Origin of the sequence: Paracoccus sp. (in: a-proteobacteria) (assembly GCF_032007265.1) — a bacterium.
In the GTDB taxonomy this organism is placed as follows: Bacteria; Pseudomonadota; Alphaproteobacteria; order Rhodobacterales; family Rhodobacteraceae; genus Paracoccus.
Window position 1 is genome coordinate 22,561 of sequence record NZ_DALZMB010000027.1, and the last position, 17,539, is coordinate 40,099.

Sequence of the window (17,539 nt, forward strand, 5' to 3'; positions counted from 1 at the left end):
CTGATCTCTGCGGGCTGCCCTTTTCTGATGACCCGTGAGGGACCACCTCAAGGGCAGCCCTTTGAATTTGGGAGACGCAAGATGATCAAAAAAATGACCTTGGCCGCTTTGGGCGTGATCGCCATGACCGGCCTCGCATCGGCTGACAGCAAACCCCTCAGCCCCGGCCATATCCAAGAGGCGGCGATCATGGGGCTGAACCCATATGTTTTCAGCCGTGTCGAGATTGCCCAGATCGAGGACGAGCCAACCTGGCGCGACCGCCGCCAACGCATTCGCTTTATTTTGGAAAACAAGGCCCGCGCAGGTCAGGATATATCCCATCCCTTTACCTCGAACGAATGGCTGGGTGTTGATGGTGGCATCCGCGGTGCGCGTGTGGGCGTCGGAATCGGCTATTAGATCCGCCTCGGATTGGCCTGAGCGAAAGACAGCCTAAGCGCGAGTTTGTGATGGGCGCTTTTTCTTTGGCGGGATTACTCCGGAAAAACAATAAACAAGGAGTGCCCAATGAGGCTGGTTTCCATTTTAGCAGCGGCTGCCGCTTTGGCGGCAGTGAGCTTGGCTGCGCCGGTCATGGCAGAACCGGGGCAAGGACGCCATTATGACGAGCATCGCACGGATCATGGCCTATATTATCGCGACCATGAACGGCGCAATTATCGCGGGGAATATCACGACGGTCGCCATGGCGAATATCGCGGCGATCGCGATCACCACCGCGACGATCGCCGCTGGAAGCGCTACGGCCATTGTCCCCCCGGTCAGGGCAAGAAGGACGGCCGCTGCCATGACTACAAGCAGGAGCGCAAATACCGCGAGGGCAGGGGTGTGGGCGATCGGCTGAACATCCGTGATTATGCGCAGGTCCCAAATCCGGGCCGCTATAATCTCCAGGCGCGTCGCGGCTGGCGCTATTTCCGCGACGATCATCGTATCTACCGTGTCGATGCGGATTCAAACCGTGTGCTGGCGATCTACGGCATTCGCCGCTAGACCAAGTCTTGGATCAATCTAGAATAACTAAAAGCCCCGGCTGATTTCGCCGGCGCTTTCTTTTGACGGTCACGGCATGAAAAAGGCGGGGCGTGCCTTGTGTGCACGCCCCGCCTGTCTTGATTTTGCTGCCTCGTCGCGGATCAGGCTTTGCTGGCCTGCTTTTCGGCGTGAATGCGGGCCTCTTCTTCCGCGCGGCGAGCCTTGGCCACCTGCGGGTCAATGTTGGGATCGCGCCGCGTCAGCTTGCTGACCACGCTGAGGACAAAGACAAAGAAGACCGGCACGAAGAAGACCGAGAAGATCGTCGCAGCGATCATCCCGCCGATCACGCCCGTACCAATGGCGTTCTGGCTGGCGGCCGAAGGGCCGGTCGCAATCGCCAGCGGGACCACACCCAGCGTAAACGCCAGCGAGGTCATCAGGATCGGGCGGAAGCGCAGCTTGGCCGCATGCACTGCCGCGTCGATCAGCCTTTCGCCTTCGGCACGCAGATCCTTGGCAAATTCCACGATCAGGATCGCGTTTTTGGCCGATAGGCCGATGATCGCGATTAGTCCGACCTTGAAATAGACGTCGTTCGGCATGTCGCGGATCATCAAGGCCAGCACACAGCCCAAAATCCCCAACGGCACCACCAGCATCACAGAAAGCGGGATCTGCCAGCTTTCATACAGGCCCGACAGCAGCAAGAAGATGAAGATGATGCTCATCCCAAACAGCAAGGTCGAGGTATTGCCTGATTTGATTTCTTCCAGCGACTGGCCGGTCCATTCATAGCCAAAGCCTTGCGGCAGACCGGCTGCCAGCTCCTGCATCTTCTCCATCGCAGCGCCCGAACTGTAACCGGGGGCCGACTGGCCGGACAGACGCACGGCCGGATAGCCGTTATAGCCCACGACCTGCGAGGGGCCGACTTCCCATTCCACCGTCGCAAAGGACGAGAAGGGGACCATGCCGCCGTTGGTGTTGCGCACCGTCAGGCCAAGAATGTCTTCGGCCTGCATCCGTGCTTCCTCGCGGGCTTGCAGCACGACGCGCTGCATCCTGCCCGCGTTGGGGAAGTCGTTGACATAGGACGAGCCCAGATATTGCGAGATGGTCGAGCTGATATCGGCAAATGCCACGCCAAAGGCATTGGCCTTTTCACGGTCGATCGCAACATAGACCTGTGCCGCTGCGGGCAGACCCTCTTTGCGCAGGCCGACAATGACGCCGCTGGCCGTGGCCTCTTGCATCAGCTGAGCGGCCGCAGCGTCCAGCGCTTGTTGGCCCATACCACCACGGTCCTGCAAGCGGAAGCTAAAGCCGCCGGTTGCGCCGAAGCCCGGAATGGGCGGCGGGGACAGTGAGAATGCCTGAGCGTCCTTCATCATGAACATCTGACCGTTGGCCGCATTCGCAATGTCTTGGGCAGAGCGCGTGCGCTCGCTCCAGTCCTTAAGCGTGGTGAAGGCGATACCAGCGTTGGTGCCCTGACCCGAAAAGCTGAAGCCACGCACCGTCACGACATCGGTGACATCATCCATGCTTTTATACATGTCTGTGACGTTGCTCAGAACCTCATCGGTGCGGTTCGATGACGACGTGGCAGGCGTTTGGATGTCAGAGATGACAAAGCCCTGGTCTTCGTTCGGCAAGAAGCTGGTCGGCAATTGGCTAAAGCCGTAACCCACGCCGGCCACGATCACGACATAGACCAGCATCATCAGGCCGCGATGCCTGATCGAGCGCGAAACGCCGTTAGCATAGCGGTTCGTCGCTTTGTCAAAGGTGCGGTTGAACCAGCCGAAAAAGCCCTTGCGCTCGTGGTGCCCGGCGATCGGTTTCAAGAAGCTGGCGCAAAGTGCAGGCGTCAACGTCAATGCCAGGAAGGCCGAGAACAGGATCGACACAACCATCGTCAGTGCAAATTGGCGATAGATGATGCCGGTCGCGCCTGGGAAAAAGGCCATCGGAATGAACACCGCGGCCAGAACCAGGGTGATGCCGATGATGGCGCCAGAAATCTGGCCCATGGCTTTTTCCGTCGCGGCCATCGGTCCCAGACCTTCGGTCGCCATGATGCGTTCGACGTTTTCGATGACGACGATGGCGTCATCCACCAGAATGCCGATGGCCAGAACCATCGCAAACATGGTCAACACGTTGATCGAGAAGCCCGCGACCAGCATGATCGCAACCGTGCCCGCAAGGGCAATCGGCACAACGATCGTCGGGATCAGCGTATAACGGATGTTCTGAAGGAAGATGAACATCACGATAAAGACCAGCACCATGGCTTCGATCAGGGTGTGGACCACCTTGTCGATCGAGGCCGCAACGAAGGGCGTGGTGTTATAGGGGATCGAGTATTCGACCCCGTCGGGGAAGAACTGCTTCAGCTCTTCCATCTTATCGGTCACTGCCTGCGAGGCCGACAAAGCATTGCCCGACGTGGACAGCTGCAAGCCGACCATGGCCGCAGGCTGGTTGTTCAGATGCGAGTTGAACGCATAGCTTTCGGCGCCGACTTCAACTGTGGCGACATCGGCCAGACGTACGCTTGAGCCGTCGGGATTGGCGCGCAGGACGATGTTCTTGAACTCTTCGACCGTGCTGAGCTGACCTTTCAGAAGGACGGTCGCGGTCAATTGTTGCGAGATCGGGTTGGGGTCCGCCCCGACCTTACCGGCCGAAACCTGTGCGTTTTGTGCGCGGATCGCGCCGACAATATCACTGGACGAGAGGTTCAGACCCGTCATTTTATCCGGGTCGATCCAGATGCGCAAAGCGCGCTCCGAGGCAAAGACCTGTGCGCGGCCGATGCCTTCGATACGCGAAAGCTCACCGACCACGTTGCGGCTGATATAGTCGCCCAGCCCCGTCGGATCCATCGAGCCGTCCGACGAGGTCAGCGCCACGATCATCAGAAAGCCCGAGCTGGCCTCTTGGACCAGAACGCCCTGATCGACCACGGATTGCGGCAACAGCGCCTCGACGCGGCTGACAGCGTTTTGGACATCGACCTGAGCTTTGGCAATATCGGTGCCGGGGCTGAAGGTCGCGGTAATGCCCAAGGCGCCCGAGGAGTCAGCGGTCGATTCATAATACAGCAGGTTCTGAACCGAGTTCAGCTGCTCTTCGATCGGCTGCGCGACCGATTCATAAATCTCGCTTGGGGCCGCGCCGGTATATTGGGTCGAGATCGAGATCTGCGGCGGTGCGACCTGCGGATATTGGGCCACCGGGATCATGGGCAAGGAAATCAGGCCCGCGATCACGATGAAGATAGATATCACCCAAGCAAGGATCGGGCGATGGATGAAAAACTGTGCCATGCGTGCCGATCCTTATTCGCTTTTTTGGGGCGGTTCAGTGCCCCCTTCGGCAGGGGTGGTGTCAGCTTGATCCGCAGGCTTTTCATCGGCCTTTGCGGGCTCTTCGGCGGCTTTCACCGCGGCTTCGTCGCTGGCTGCATCCACGGTGTCGCCGACAGCGGCTTCGGCTGCAGCTGCGGCCGCAGCATCAGCATCATTCCAAGGCTCGGGAACGACTTCTGCGTCGGGGTATAGCTTCTGCGCACCTTCGACGACGACCTTATCGCCAGCCTTCAGACCGCTGAGCACAATCCAGCGCGGCCCAAGCGTCCGGCTAAGCGTGATCGAGCGGCGCTCGGCTTTGTTTTCGCCATTGATGACATAGACATAGGCATTGCCCTGCTGGTCACGCTGAACCGACATTTGCGGAATGGCCAATGCGGCCTCGGCGACTGCTTGTTCAATGCTGATGCGAACGTAAAGGCCCGGCAGCAGCTCTCCGTCGGGGTTCGGGAATTCGCCGCGCATCGTGACCTGCCCGGTCAAGGGATCGACGGTGGCTTCGGAAAACAGCAGCTTGCCCGCTTTGTCATAAAGGGTGCCATCATCATAGATCAGTCGAACGCGCGCTTCGCCGGGGGCGGTGGCGACGATCTGACCGGCCTGCATGGCGCGGCGCATCTTCAGCACTTCGGACGAGGATTGCGTAAAGTCGACATAGACCGGATCCAGCTGCTGGATCGTTGCCAGGACATCGCTTTGTGCGGTGACAAGCGCGCCTTCGGTCACCAAGGCACGCCCGATGATCCCCGAAATCGGAGCAGTCACATCGGTATAGTCAAGGTTCAGCTGCGCCTCGGCGAGGGCTGCTTCGGCAATGGCGACATCTGCATCCGCGACGGCAAGGTTGGTCACGGCATTTTCCAGGTCCACCCCGGTCGACACCTTACGCTCGCGCAGCTTTTCGGCGCGGGCCTGCTGGTCGCGGGCATTCAGCTGGTTTGCTTGCGCGCGGGCCAGAGTGGCCTGGGCGCTGGCGACGCGCACGCGGTATTGCGAGGCATCGATGCGGTAAAGGACATCGCCTTCTTTGACGAAGCTACCCTGTTCGAAAACCCGCTCAAGTACGATGCCGGCCACGCGCGGGCGCACCTCGGCAGTCCGGGTCGCTGACACGCGGCCGGGCAATTCATTGACAAGTGGCAGCGGCTGCGGCTTGAGCTCGACGACGCTGACGGGGGCAGGGGGCATCTGCCGCTGCTGTGCCATCACCCATGCCGGTACCAACAGTGCCGCAAGCACGAGGGGCAGAATGGTCTTGGCCGACCGGACTAAATTCATGAGAGGTGACTCCGAAATTTTTGGGTTGTTGCGGCAAGTGAGTGAAGCAAGGCCTTAGGAAGCATTCGGCGCGGATATCGGCGGCTTGTCCTGGAGCAATTTACCAATATCATCCAATAGCTGTCGACGCGACTCTGGATCGAAGCTGCGAAAGCCGAAAAACTCGAGTGACTTGACGCCATGTAATGCCAGATAGGCCAGAAGGGCCGATCGGGGATTGCTGGCTTCTGCGATGACGCGGTCAAAGCATTGGGTGATTTCGCTGCACATGAGCGTATGGCATTCCGCCTCGCTGCTCATGGCCGAAGAAATGATCATGGCGACCGATGCTTCCTCGTCAGAGGGCGATTCCTCGGAACATTTCACCAGCGCGCGCAGCCAGCGATTGGGCAGATCATCAGCCGGAAGATTTTCTTCGATGTGGTGGGCATGTGCGTCTAGGCGGCTGCGGGTGAATGCCGCCAAGAGACCGGCCTTGTTTTTAAAGTCGTAGACCACGCTGGATTTGCTGATCCCAACCTCTTTGGCGACGGCATCAATCGACAACCCGCCGACACCATGTCTGCGGACAACCGATTCTATTGCGAGCATTGTCGCCTCGCGGTCTATCGTGCGCTTGCGGCCCATGTCCTGCCTGTAGTGGCGATTGCTGCGGGCCAAAAGTGCGAGGTCCGCAAATAGAGGAACGAGCGTTCGAATATTCGTGGCAAGGGTGGTTGTCAATTAGCAAGCGGTGTCGCACCCGAGGGGCAATTACGCTTGCGCCTTGCGCTGCAAGGAAAATTTATGGGGCGAGACGCCGTATTCCTTGCGGAAAATCTTGGAAAAATGGGCGCTCGAGCCATATCCGCAGGCCACCGCCACATCGATGACGCCCATGTTCGTCTCGGCCAGAAGGGCGCGGGCATGTTGCAGGCGCAATCCGTTCAGATATTGAAGCGGGGTCTGGCCAAGATATTGCTGAAACAGACGCTCTAACTGACGGCGCGAGACACCGATATGCTCTGCGCAGGCATCCAGGTTCAGATCCAGATCAAGGTGACGCTCAAGGAAAGCCGCGGCGCGCACAAGTTTATCATTGCGCGTTCCAAGGCGCGCGGCCAACGAGACCAGTTGCTCGTCCTCGCCGCCGCGCTGTTGGCCAAGCAGGCACATATCCATGACCGCTTGGCTTAGGGCGGGTCCGTAAAAGTCATGGATCAGCTTGAGCGATAAATCCGCCGCCGCGACCCCGCCGGCGCAGGTCACGATACGCTCATCCACGCAAAAAATCCGACGTTCGGGGGTCAGATCGGGATAGCGCTCGGCAAAGCTGGTCAGGTTTTCCCAATGTAGCGTAAAGCGCTTGCCGCCCAAAATGCCCGCGCGCGCCAAAGCATAAGCACCCGTGCATAGCCCACCGACCGTGCGGCCAAGACGCCATTGCTTGCGTAGCCAATTGGTCAGCCCGGCCGAGCAGTTGTGCTCGGGCTCGGTGCCGCCACAGATCAGAACATAGCCCGGAAGCGAGGCCTCGGGCAGGGGGCCGTCGGTCATCACCGGCACACCATTAGAGCAGCTGACCGCGCGCCCACCCTCGGAAAAGACATGCCAGGTGAACAGGATCTGCCCGGTCAGCTGGTTGGCCACCCGCAGCGGCTCGATGGCGGCGGTAAAGGCCAGCATGGTGAAATCGGGCATGAGCACGAAGGAAACCGCGACCGGTTGGCTGATTTTCTCGGCCAAAGTCACATGGGCAATCCCGCGCGAGACGAAGCGTGGGCGCGGCGCCAAAGCCCGATGAGGATCGCGGTTATTGTCGTGCAATTTGCTTTCTGCCCCCCTGCGACACAATCATCGCGGCAGGGACTTTCCCCCATGCCCGCCGCGCCATTGTTGACCGTGCCCATGATAGATCAGGGCAGGCGCGGCAACCAGATGGCCTGTTGAAGCGGGGGCGGGGAATTATTGCGAGGCGTCCTTACGGCTCAAAACGTGGCCATGATTTGAATAATTGGTCTGCAATGCCTCGACCTTCTGGCTGTGAACCATTAAGACAAATGCGACAACTTTGGCGATCCGCGAATCCAAGTGCGAATGATGATGGATATCGAACCGACCGACAAAACCTGCCCGCCACGCCGGTCGCTTCGGTATGACACGCCCTCAGAGCTGTATACCTGCTTGCCCGAGGTTCAGCTGCTGACCACCCTTCGGCCGCGCCAGGATGAGGATAATCTTCAGTATCTTTATCGGCTGCGGTCCTCGACCACGCCTGAAGAGGCCGTGACTTTCGCAGCCTTTGCCGCGCAGCCCTCGGTCGCGTCGGGGTGGGGCTATGAATGTCTGCGCCTGATGGCAGATCATCTAAGCCCACTGGAAAAGCCGATGCTGCAAGACATTGCCGCTTGGGTGAACAATCCGACGACGGCGATGCGGCACAGGCTGATGCGCGAGGCCCTGTGGGCGCCAACACGTTCGCCGTCGGTCTTGCTTGGCCTGGCCGTTGGCTGGTCGATCGGCGGGCCCGCCCCTAATGATCCGATGCGCCCGCCCGCCTATCGCACGCCACAGGCCATCAATAGTGCGGTTCTGTCGTGTTTGGCGCGCTCGCAGCTGGCGCGCCGTCCGGTTTACCTCGCGCGTTTTATCGATCTGGCCGAAGCCCTGTTCAGGGCATTCTGATCCGCCATGACCCTGACCCTGCTCATTGAAAACTATCAGATCCTTGATGACGGCGGCCCTGCCAGCATCGTGGTGCCCGAAAGCGGCCTGCAGGTTGGTCGCCGCGAAGGAATGGGCTGGGTGCTGCCCGACGCCAGCCGCCATATCTCTGGGCATCACTTCGATGTCTCTTTTCTGGACGGGGCATGGTGGCTGCGCGATCAGTCGACCAATGGCACGTTCTTGCACGGGATGCGCCACCGTCTGGACGGACCGCATCAGCTAGAACACGGCCAGCGCTTTCAGGTCGGACAATATATCATTGTCGCCCTGATGGACGCGCCCCCGATGAGCGGTGGGCTTAATCCCGGATCGCTGCCCAGTTATGATGGGCCGGTGTTTGCCCGCGAGGTCGAAGAGGACCCTTGGGCGATCGGTGGTGTCGATCATGGCTTGGTGCCAATTGATCCGCTTCCGGTGGCACCGCGCGCGGCACATGATGATTTTCAACGCGAATTCATGGCTTTTCCCCGGCATGATCCGGCCCCGGATGTCGATGTTGCGCAACCTCACAACTTGCACCCCGTGCCGCCCGCCCCCCCGTCGCCACCAGCTTTGGACCCGGCGGGCCCTTTGCCGACATCCGCCGGTGCGGCGCTTGCGCCTGCGATTGCGGCCCCAGCACCACTTATGCCAATCGGCGATCCGGACGCGATCTCTCGCGCCTTTTGCGAAGGGGCAGGTCTGCCTGCAGATTGGGCCGCGGGCATCCCCCCCGAGGATTTGGCCCGTGCTTTGGGCCAGACCCTGCGCGCCGCCACCGAAGAGGTAATGCTGGCCTTGCGCGATCGGGCCTCTGCCAAGCAATTCGTGCGGGTGGGCGAGCGCACAATGCGCGGGGCCAGCGATAACAACCCGCTGAAATTTCTGCCCGATCCGGATCAGGCGCTTGAGGCGATGTTTCTGCGTCCGCGCGCGGGGTTTTTGACCGGACCGGATGGCTTTGCCGAGGCGCTGCGCGATCTGCGCCAGCACCAGGCCGCGCTTTTCGCGGCGCTTCAACCCGCGCTGATGAAGCTTTTGGGCGATCTGGCACCCGAAACCATCGAAGCGGGGACCGAGGCCGCGCGATTTGGCGCCAATCGCAAGGCCCGCTCGTGGGAGACTTTTGTCGAGCGGTGGGATGCCAAGGCAGCGCCGCATGAAAACGGCATGTTGGACGAATTCATCCAGCATTTCGCCTCGGCATACCGCGACGCGGTCAAGCCGGGGCCGGGCCGAACAGGATGAGAATTCAGTTAACCTACAGCAAAGGGTGAACGACAGATATGGCGTTGGATTGGTTGCTTGACCCGGTCTCGGACGCGGCCCCCTGTGGGCCGGATCTGGAGCAGACCGATGATCCCGAATTCCTTGATTATTATTTCGAGGCAGAGGGGCGACTGCCCGACCGCTATTTTACACCCGGCGTCCCGAACCTTCTGGGCGGGGCCGAGGATCAACTTTTCGATCCCCGCTCGATTCTAATACGCCGCGAAAGCGATGCGATCACAGCGCTGTTGCAACGTAGCCGTGATCTGAGGCTGCTTAGTCTTTTGGCCCGGTTTCAGATTTTGGCGGCGCGCCCTGTCGATTTTGCGGCAACGCTGACCGCGATGGCCGCGCTTTTGGCCGCACGCATCGATGATGTGCATCCCAAAATCGCACATGCAGTTTCAGAACGTCGGGGCGCGTTGGATGCTTTGTCTGAGCAAACCACCGTGATCATGCCGCTGATCCATCTGCCGCTGCTGCAAAATGCCAGCATCAACTATCGCAGCTATCTGGTCGCAACTGGTGCCAGCGCGCCCCGCTCTTCCGAGGCAGAAAGCGAGGCCACCGCGGCCGAGATTGTCTCGATCCTGAAAAATCCCGCAAATGCTGCGCCCTTGGCAACATTGCATGATGCATTGACGCGGGCTGCGCTGGCGCTGCGACAGATCTCGACCCTGTGCCGTGGCCAGGGCGCCTCTGCCTTTTCCCCCGATTTTTCGGGGGTGCTGACGACGATCACCGATGTTCAAAGCCTGATCATTGAGGCCTGGCCAGAGTGGAAGCTTTGGTCACAGGACGCGGCGCCCGAGCCAGAGATCGCGGTCGCCCCTCGTGAAGCCGAACAAGATCTTCCCGAGCCTGCTGCAGCGGCACAAATGCCCGCGGCCCGCGCGGCGCAAGTCAGCTCGCATATGCAGGCGCGCTTGATGATCGACGCGGCCGAAACCTATCTTGCCAGGAACGAGCCGTCGTCGCTTTCGCTGCTTTTGGTGACACAGGCACGGTTGCTGGTGGGCAAGACTTTGGTCGACGCGATCGAGTTGCTGCGCCCCCATGAGGCCGAACAGGCACGCTTTGATCTGGGGACAACGCTTGGCTTTTCTCTCGACATGTCGCGCCTGCGCGAATTGGCCCAATCGGCAGCGATTCCTCAGGGTGATTCTACTGACCTAGCGGAAACTAAACCCGTGGTTATCGCTGATCGCGGGCAGCTCGCCTCCTGTTTGCGCGGTGTTGAAGAGTTTTACCTGAGCCACGAACCCGCAAGCCCGGTTCCCGTCCTGCTGGCAAGCGCTCGCAACCGGCTGACCAAGACATTTGATGCGATTTTAGCAGAAATAATGCCCCAAATGCCTAACCAAAGTTAGGTTTATTAGACCAATCAGCGTTGACATATTGTCAATATTAACGTTCATCTTCCTTCAGGATTAGGGAACTGGAACATGGCATCGGACAAATCCACTGATTTCATCAAACGGAACCGCCCACCTCGGGTGAACATCTCGTATGAAGATCCCTATGACAGCGAGAAGATGGTCGAGCTGCCCTTTGTGATGGGCATGATGTCGGATCTTTCCGGAAACGCCTCCACCGTGGACAAGCCCGCAATGGAAGAGCGCGACTTCGTCGATGTTACGGCCTCGACCCTGGACGAGTTCATCGACAGCGTCAGGCCGGGGCTGGCGTTCAATGCCGAAAACCGCCTTGGCGGCGGCGAAGGCCGCTTGGGGGTGTCGCTGGAATTCACGGCGATGGATGACTTCAATCCCGCCAATGTCGCACGTCAGGTGCCGGCGCTGAAAAAGCTTCTGGAGGCACGCGAGCATCTTGCGAACCTTCAGCGCTACATGAACTCCAAGCCGAAGGCGCAAGAGCAGATCCGTCAGCTGTTGAACGATCCCGAGCTGATGGCGGCGCTGGCTGATCGCAGCAAGGCTGAAGACAAGGATGAGGACGCGTAATGGCCCAGGAAGCTCAGGTTCAATCTGGCAGCCCGCAGGGCCTTACCGAACTTAACGAGTTTTCGGATATCCTGCGCCAGACCATCAAGCCACGCACCGAAGTTGCCGCCAAAGAGGTGGACAATGCGGTTGTTGCATTGGTGCGCGAGGCGTTGGACGACGAGACCCTGATCGCCGATGACGTCATCGATACGATCGATGCGATGCTGTCGAAGCTGGACCAGAAGCTGACCGATCAGCTGAACGCCATCATGCATCATGAAGAGTTTCAAAAGCTCGAAGCATCGTGGCGCGGTCTAGCCTATACGATCAACAATTCCGAAACGGATTCCAGCCTTCGCGTGAAGGTCATGAACGTTTCGAAGAAAGAATTGCAGCAGATGATGCGCCGTTTCCCCGGCGCGAAATGGGATAAATCCCCGCTGCATCAGCGTATCTACGAGGCCGAGTTCGGCACTTTGGGTGGAAAGCCCTTTGGGGCTTTGGTGGGTGATTACTATTTCGATCACTCGACACCCGACGTTGCTCTGCTGCGCGATATCGGCAAGGTCGCGGCTGCGGCCCATGCGCCTTTCTTGTCATCTGCCGCCCCTGAATTGCTGGGCATGGACAGTTGGACGGAAATCGGCATTCCGCCGGATTTGTCGGAAATTTTCGACACGCCTGATTATGCCGCATGGAACAGCCTGCGCGAATCTCAGAACTCTCGCTATATCGCATTGACGATGCCGCGGGTTCTGTCGCGCGAGCCTTATGGCCAAAATTCAAACTCGGTGGTTGAGGAATTCAACTACGAGGAAGAAACCGATGGCCGGGCCGGCGAAAAATATGCCTGGATGAATGCGGTTCACGCAATGGCCGTTAATATCAACCGCGCTCATAAAGAGCATGGTTGGACGGTTCAAATTCGCGGGGTTCAATCGGGTGGTGAGGTTCTAAACTTGCCGACCCATACTTTTGAAACCGGCGATGGTGCCAAAGAGCTGAAATGCCCAACCGAAGTGTCGATCACCGACCGACGTGAGGGCGAGCTGTCAAAGGCCGGTCTGATCGGTTTGATCCATCGCAAACATACCGATAAGGCCGCGTTCATTGGGGCGCAGACGATTTATCGTCCCAAGAAATACGTTGATGATATGGCGACGGCTTCGGACAACCTGTCATCACGATTGCCATATATCTTCGCGGTATCGCGCTTCAGCCATTATTTGAAGTGCATGGTGCGAGATAAGATTGGCCAAAGCCCAGATCGACTGCAATTGCAAACTCAATTGCAAACATGGGTGAATAAATATGTTTCGGCAAATCCTGAAAGCGCAAGCGAACGGGAGAAGGCCAAAAAGCCTTTGGCCGGTGCCAAAGTGGAAGTGATCGAAGACGAGGAAAACCCCGGCTATTACATGGGTAAGTTTTACCTCAAGCCTCACTTCCAACTCGAGGGGATGGATGTCGGGATGTCTCTCGTGTCCAAATTGCCGAAAGGCAAGTAAACGGTTTGTCCACCAATTCCGCAAAGGAAAGATAAATGGCTGTTGATTTTTTTCTTAAACTTTCCAACAACATCAAAGGTGAGTCGCAAGACGAGAAGCACCGCGATGCAATTGATGTTTTGGGCTGGAACTGGGGTCTGACCCAATCCGGGACCACGCATCTTGGCAAAGGCGGCGGCGGCGGCAAAGTCAATGTGGCTGATCTGCATTTGTCGAAATATGTCGACCTTGCAACCAACGATCTGATCAAGCGCTGCGCAAACGGTGAGCACATCGAAAGCGGCGAGCTGATCGTGCGTAAATCGGGCGGCAATGCGCCTGTTGAATATATGCGCATCAAGATGAAACAGATCATGATTTCGAGCTACAACACCGGTGGCCAGAAAGACGGTCTGGACCGCGTGCAGGAATCGCTGTCGCTGAACTTCCGTGCCTTCGAAGTGACTTATGCCACTCAGGACGAGAACGGCGCACCCGGTGCGGAAAGCACTGCTGGTTGGGAGATTGCCGAAAACCGTGAGTGGTCGGCCTGATCTGTTCGGCCTGCCTATTGCTGAACCAAAAAAGAGCCGGCGTGAATATTCGCCGGCTCATCTTCTATATGTTCGCCAGTTCGGTGACATAAAGTCTTGGTCAAGGAAATGGTCTCGATCCCCGGCCCATCACGCAAGGCACTTTACGAATTCGCCGAAAAAGGCGGATTGCGTCAGATGTCATTGATGCATGTCTTTCGCGAGGCAATTGAAGAAAAAGACACCCGCGACTCGGGCCGCCATTATCAAGAGGGCGAGCGTGATTTAACCCTACGCAGCCAGAAACGGCGTGAAGGGGCATCGGATGCTGCTTTGCGAAAAGATTTGGCGCGCGATATTGCCAGCCTGATGAATACCATTCGTCTGGACACCGTCATTGATCTGCAGGACGCCCCCTATGTCCGTGAATCAATCATCAATCACGGCTTTCAAGACTTGGAAAGCATTTGGAAATCCAATGCGACGATGAGCGATATTGCCGCGTCCATTCGTTTGGCCTTGGTTCGAAATGAGCCGCGCCTGCGTCCAGCGACACTTGAGGTTCGTGTTCGCGATGAAAGCCCCAGTGCAGATCAACGCGTGACCTTTGAAATCCTGGCCGAGATGATTTCAAGCCCGACAGATATCACGATGGAATTTCTTGCCGAAGTTGACCCTTCACTGGGCAAGATCCAAATGAAGCGCATGCAGGGTGAGACATGAGAAAAGCCTTTCGCGACGCCTATAATCGCGAGCTTGCCCTGCTTTACGAGCGTTCAGCCGAATTTGCGGCAGAATATCCCGGTCTGGCGGATCGCCTTGGTGGGTTGCTGCGCGATAATACCGATCCTTGGATCGCGGGTCTGCTAGAGGGAACGGCTTTTCTGGCCGCTCGGGTTCAGCTGAAACTGGACGAAGAGTTCAACGGCTTTACGCGCGAGCTGCTGGATCAGGTCTTCCCCGAGGCATTGTCGCCAATTCCCAGCCTGATGCTTGTCGAGGCACAGGTCCCCCTTGATCGGCGCGACATTGACGATGGTCTGCGCTTTGAGCGTGGCGAATATCTGGATGCGCGGTTTCGTGACGCGGATCAGCGGGTGTCATGCCAGTTCAGCCTTTGCGCGCCGTTAGAGATCTGGCCGATCGAGCGCAGCGCCGTGCAATACCACGACCGTGCTGCGGTCATTGGATCTTTGGGGCAGGACCCGACCGAGAAAACGCGCGCCGGGCTGCAGATCGATTTGCGTCAGCAAGCAGGCGCCCCATTTTCCGAGGTCAAGCTAGACCAGCTGACCTTTCATCTGACCGGCCCCCTTGCGCATGCTGTCGCGCTTTATGAGCAAATCCATTGCGATTGTCTGCGCCTGTCAATCCGCTACCTTTCGCCACAAGGGGATGCGGTTTTCGTGCGTTTGTCGCCAGATCAGCTGGAGCAGGTCGGGTTTTCTGCCGATGAGACTCTGATCGGTGCCGATACCCGTATCTTTGATGGTTTCGCGTTGCTGCGTGACCAGTTTATTTTCCCGCGCCGCTATCTTGGCTTTCGACTGACCGGGCTTAACAAGATCCTGCGCCGGATCAAGGCCAGCGAAATCCAGCTGCTTTTTGAATTTGGCCGTGCCGATGACGTGCTGACCAAGCATGTCGAACCCAGCCATCTGCGCCTTTTCTGCGTCCCTGCCATCAACCTGTTCGAGGAAAGCTCGAACCAGGTTCGGCTGGATGATCGGCGCTTTGAATATGTGGTGACGCCTGACAGCTCGCCCCTGACACATTACGAAGTGCAGCGCATCCAGAAGGTCTATGCCAGCTTCGGCACGGCGCGCACCCGCGTCGAGGTCTATCCGCTTTACAGCTTGCCGCCCGGGCAACTCGCGCAGCGCAATATCATGTATTACACGTCGCGCCGCAAACCCCGGCGCCTGACGGATTCCGAACGCCAAACTGGCTTGCGCTTTGATTATCGTGGCACCGAGACCTTCATCACCGTCTACGAGCCACCCGATATCGATCCCAGCGGGCGCGCGCAGCGCCTGCATATTAAAACGCTGAGCTCGAACCGCCATCTTCCGGCCTATCTTCCGATTGCTGGATCGGATGACTTCCGCATGACCAATGACGTCGGCGTTTCACTGAACTGCGTCGCAGGTCCGACACGCCCGCGCGAGCCTATGATCGAAATCGATCGCGAGGGTCCACACCGCCTGACACAGGGCGATGTTCATTGGCGGCTGATCTCTTATCTGGGGCTGAACCATTTTGGCCTTGATGACCGAGGGACCGGTGACAGCGCGGCCGCGCTGCGCGAACTATTGTCACTTTTTGCGGATCTGTCCGACAACACGGTCGAAAGCCAGATCGCCGGTATCAAAGAGTTGCGGACAAGGCCCGTCGTGCGCTCGATCCGCCGCGAAGACGGATATTTCCCGGCACGAGGTCTAGAGATCTCGGTCACCTTCGACGAGGCAGCCTTCGAGGGAAGCGGGGTTATCCTGTTGGCCGCGGTACTTGACCGCTTCTTCGCGGAATATGCGAATGTGAACAGTTTCACCCAATCGGTCACCATTTCCCAACAGCGCGGCGTGATCAAGCGTTGGCCGCCCCGCAATGGTAAGGGGCCGCTACTATGATCGGTGCTGATGCGGGCTTTCTGGCGGTTTTAAGACGGATCGAGCGCGAAAACCCCACGCGCCCGCCCATCGGTCGCTCGCGGCGACTGGCAGAAGAGCCGGTCCGGCTGGGGCAAGACCCCGAACTGGCATTTCCAAGCAATGAGCTGTCCAGCACTGATCAAACCAGGGGCGGGGTGCCTGATCTTCGCGCCCAGTTCATCGGGTTTTTCGGCGCGAATGGTGCGCTGCCGCTGAACACCACCGAAGAAAGCCACCGCTGGAAAGAAACGGGCGAGAACGCCTTTGCCCGCTTCACCGATCTGTTCTCGACCAGATTTTACCAGCTTTTCTATCGTGCCTGGTCAGACAGCCACGCGATTACCCAATTTGATCATGCCCAAGGTGATCGCTTTGGCAGTTATGTCGCGGCGCTTTCGGGTGTCGGTACGCCAGCATATCTGGACCACGACTACTTTCCCGATATGGCGCGACTGCCCTTGGTGTCGATTTTTGGTGGGCGCGTGCGCAGCCCCGTCCGCCTTCAGCAGATGCTGGGACATTATTTCGGGCTTGGCGTGGTCGTCGAAGAGCACGTCCCCTCATGGATGGAATTCGACCCCGAGGATCACAGCCTGCTTGGCAGATCTGGCGCGGCGTTGGGGCGCTCGACCTATTTGGGTGCCAAGGTACGCTCGATCGGTGAGAAAATCCGTTTGCATGTGCAGGCGCGCAATCTGGCGGAATATCGCAGCTTTTTGCCGGGTGCGCCGAATTATGGCCAGATCGCGAATTTGACCTTTTGGTACTTGGGCAAAAGCTATGATGTCGAGCTGGCACTGAGTTTGCCGCAATCCGAGGTGCCCCCGGCGCAGCTGGGCCAAAGTGCCGATCTGGGGTGGATGGCGGCTTTGCCGCGCAAGACAGATGCCAAGCCCAAGCGAAAATCCAAAAAGCCGCGTGCTGATGAATTTGTCGAGGCCGCAAGATTTGCGCTTGTTCTTGACAGTGGAATGAAACGGGCCGCCTGACGGGCGACGGGAAGGACAGCAGATGACCGCAATCAGCATCGAAAAATTCGCCGGTAAGATGAATCGGCTTGGCTATGACGCTTTTTTGCAGGCCATGCGTCACGCGCGGGGCGAGGGCAACCGCAATGTCGAGCTGTGCCACTGGCTGTTTTACGCGATTTCCGATCAGGATTGCGATATTTCGGTGACGTTGCGCGAGCTGAAGCTGGACCGGGGTCGGGTGCTCAAGGATCTGGATCGCGCGATGGCGAGCCTCAAGAAAAATGTTACCGAAGTGCCCGGCATTGCCGAAAGTCTGGCAGATGCTTTGAACCACGCCTGGACCTATGCGACGCTCTTTTTC

15 protein-coding genes and 1 pseudogene are annotated in these 17,539 nt (G+C 58.5%); 12 read left to right on the forward strand and 4 right to left on the reverse strand.

The annotated features are described in order from the left end of the window. The first annotated feature begins 81 nt into the window (after nucleotides 1–81). Both RTS12_RS07990 and RTS12_RS07995 read left to right on the forward strand, forming a co-directional pair. Complete coding sequence (locus RTS12_RS07990) at nucleotides 82–402, forward strand: hypothetical protein (RefSeq protein ID WP_312527217.1); 321 nt, start codon at nucleotides 82–84, stop codon at nucleotides 400–402. Nucleotides 403–510: 108 nt separating this feature from the next. Beyond that, on the forward strand, nucleotides 511–996 hold the full coding sequence (locus tag RTS12_RS07995; protein ID WP_312527219.1) for a hypothetical protein: 486 nt from the start codon (nucleotides 511–513) through the stop codon (nucleotides 994–996). 143 nt (nucleotides 997–1,139) lie between these two features. On the opposite strand, the gene RTS12_RS08000 is transcribed toward RTS12_RS07995, so the two are convergent. From RTS12_RS08000 to RTS12_RS08015, 4 genes are read right to left on the reverse strand one after another with little or no spacing between them, the layout of a single operon-like run. Next, nucleotides 1,140–4,316, reverse strand: coding sequence for an efflux RND transporter permease subunit (locus tag RTS12_RS08000; protein ID WP_312527221.1), 3,177 nt, complete (start codon nucleotides 4,314–4,316; stop codon nucleotides 1,140–1,142). A gap of 12 nt (nucleotides 4,317–4,328) precedes the next feature. Further along, nucleotides 4,329–5,636, reverse strand: a complete 1,308-nt coding sequence (locus RTS12_RS08005) for an efflux RND transporter periplasmic adaptor subunit (protein WP_312527223.1) — start codon at nucleotides 5,634–5,636, stop codon at nucleotides 4,329–4,331. Nucleotides 5,637–5,690: 54 nt separating this feature from the next. Then, on the reverse strand, nucleotides 5,691–6,359 hold the full coding sequence (locus RTS12_RS08010) for a TetR/AcrR family transcriptional regulator (RefSeq protein WP_312527225.1): 669 nt from the start codon (nucleotides 6,357–6,359) through the stop codon (nucleotides 5,691–5,693). Nucleotides 6,360–6,389: 30 nt separating this feature from the next. Beyond that, entirely contained in the window at nucleotides 6,390–7,442 is a 1,053-nt protein-coding gene (locus RTS12_RS08015; RefSeq protein ID WP_312527227.1) for a GlxA family transcriptional regulator, read from the reverse strand. A gap of 273 nt (nucleotides 7,443–7,715) precedes the next feature. Between RTS12_RS08015 and RTS12_RS08020 the strand changes: the two genes are divergently transcribed. From RTS12_RS08020 to RTS12_RS08065, 10 genes and pseudogenes are all read left to right on the forward strand, one after another. Beyond that, nucleotides 7,716–8,300, forward strand: coding sequence for a DUF6931 family protein (locus tag RTS12_RS08020; protein WP_312527229.1), 585 nt, complete (start codon nucleotides 7,716–7,718; stop codon nucleotides 8,298–8,300). 6 nt (nucleotides 8,301–8,306) lie between these two features. Continuing rightward, nucleotides 8,307–9,569 carry a type VI secretion system-associated FHA domain protein TagH gene (gene tagH, locus RTS12_RS08025; RefSeq protein WP_312527232.1) on the forward strand — a complete coding sequence of 421 codons (1,263 nt, stop codon included), beginning with the start codon at nucleotides 8,307–8,309 and terminating at the stop codon, nucleotides 9,567–9,569. 38 nt (nucleotides 9,570–9,607) lie between these two features. Beyond that, nucleotides 9,608–10,960, forward strand: a complete 1,353-nt coding sequence (locus RTS12_RS08030; protein ID WP_312527235.1) for a type VI secretion system ImpA family N-terminal domain-containing protein — start codon at nucleotides 9,608–9,610, stop codon at nucleotides 10,958–10,960. 75 nt (nucleotides 10,961–11,035) lie between these two features. After that, nucleotides 11,036–11,554: a type VI secretion system contractile sheath small subunit gene (gene tssB, locus RTS12_RS08035; RefSeq protein WP_312527238.1), complete on the forward strand. Its 519-nt coding sequence runs from the start codon at nucleotides 11,036–11,038 to the stop codon at nucleotides 11,552–11,554. After that, entirely contained in the window at nucleotides 11,554–13,044 is a 1,491-nt protein-coding gene (tssC, locus tag RTS12_RS08040; RefSeq protein WP_312527241.1) for a type VI secretion system contractile sheath large subunit, read from the forward strand. The genes tssB and tssC overlap by 1 nt, the downstream gene beginning before the upstream one ends. A gap of 35 nt (nucleotides 13,045–13,079) precedes the next feature. Then, a complete protein-coding gene (locus RTS12_RS08045) occupies nucleotides 13,080–13,577 on the forward strand; it encodes a type VI secretion system tube protein Hcp (RefSeq protein WP_312527244.1) in 498 nt (165 codons plus the stop codon). A 108-nt stretch (nucleotides 13,578–13,685) separates the two neighbouring features. After that, nucleotides 13,686–14,279 carry a GPW/gp25 family protein gene (locus tag RTS12_RS08050; protein WP_312527247.1) on the forward strand — a complete coding sequence of 198 codons (594 nt, stop codon included), beginning with the start codon at nucleotides 13,686–13,688 and terminating at the stop codon, nucleotides 14,277–14,279. Further along, nucleotides 14,276–16,186 (forward strand): type VI secretion system baseplate subunit TssF, encoded by a 1,911-nt coding sequence (tssF, locus tag RTS12_RS08055; protein ID WP_312527250.1) that lies wholly within the window; start codon nucleotides 14,276–14,278, stop codon nucleotides 16,184–16,186. Before RTS12_RS08050 ends, tssF begins: the two co-directional genes overlap by 4 nt. Next, nucleotides 16,183–17,196 (forward strand): type VI secretion system baseplate subunit TssG, encoded by a 1,014-nt coding sequence (gene tssG / locus RTS12_RS08060; protein ID WP_312527252.1) that lies wholly within the window; start codon nucleotides 16,183–16,185, stop codon nucleotides 17,194–17,196. The genes tssF and tssG overlap by 4 nt, the downstream gene beginning before the upstream one ends. A gap of 22 nt (nucleotides 17,197–17,218) precedes the next feature. Then, nucleotides 17,219–17,539, forward strand: a pseudogene (locus RTS12_RS08065) (type VI secretion system ATPase TssH); the annotation flags it as partial.

Bases quoted from the DNA above. Each gene is read 5' to 3' on its own strand.
- RTS12_RS07990 (WP_312527217.1), top strand. From the start codon at position 82: ATGATCAAAAAAATGACCTTGGCCGCTTTGGGCGTGATCGCCATGACC.
- RTS12_RS07995 (WP_312527219.1), top strand. From the start codon at position 511: ATGAGGCTGGTTTCCATTTTAGCAGCGGCTGCCGCTTTGGCGGCAGTG.
- RTS12_RS08000 (WP_312527221.1), bottom strand. From the start codon at position 4,316: ATGGCACAGTTTTTCATCCATCGCCCGATCCTTGCTTGGGTGATATCT.
- RTS12_RS08005 (WP_312527223.1), bottom strand. From the start codon at position 5,636: ATGAATTTAGTCCGGTCGGCCAAGACCATTCTGCCCCTCGTGCTTGCG.
- RTS12_RS08020 (WP_312527229.1), top strand. From the start codon at position 7,716: ATGATGGATATCGAACCGACCGACAAAACCTGCCCGCCACGCCGGTCG.
- tagH (WP_312527232.1), top strand. From the start codon at position 8,307: ATGACCCTGACCCTGCTCATTGAAAACTATCAGATCCTTGATGACGGC.
- RTS12_RS08030 (WP_312527235.1), top strand. From the start codon at position 9,608: ATGGCGTTGGATTGGTTGCTTGACCCGGTCTCGGACGCGGCCCCCTGT.
- tssB (WP_312527238.1), top strand. From the start codon at position 11,036: ATGGCATCGGACAAATCCACTGATTTCATCAAACGGAACCGCCCACCT.
- tssC (WP_312527241.1), top strand. From the start codon at position 11,554: ATGGCCCAGGAAGCTCAGGTTCAATCTGGCAGCCCGCAGGGCCTTACC.
- RTS12_RS08045 (WP_312527244.1), top strand. From the start codon at position 13,080: ATGGCTGTTGATTTTTTTCTTAAACTTTCCAACAACATCAAAGGTGAG.
- RTS12_RS08050 (WP_312527247.1), top strand. From the start codon at position 13,686: ATGGTCTCGATCCCCGGCCCATCACGCAAGGCACTTTACGAATTCGCC.
- tssF (WP_312527250.1), top strand. From the start codon at position 14,276: ATGAGAAAAGCCTTTCGCGACGCCTATAATCGCGAGCTTGCCCTGCTT.
- tssG (WP_312527252.1), top strand. From the start codon at position 16,183: ATGATCGGTGCTGATGCGGGCTTTCTGGCGGTTTTAAGACGGATCGAG.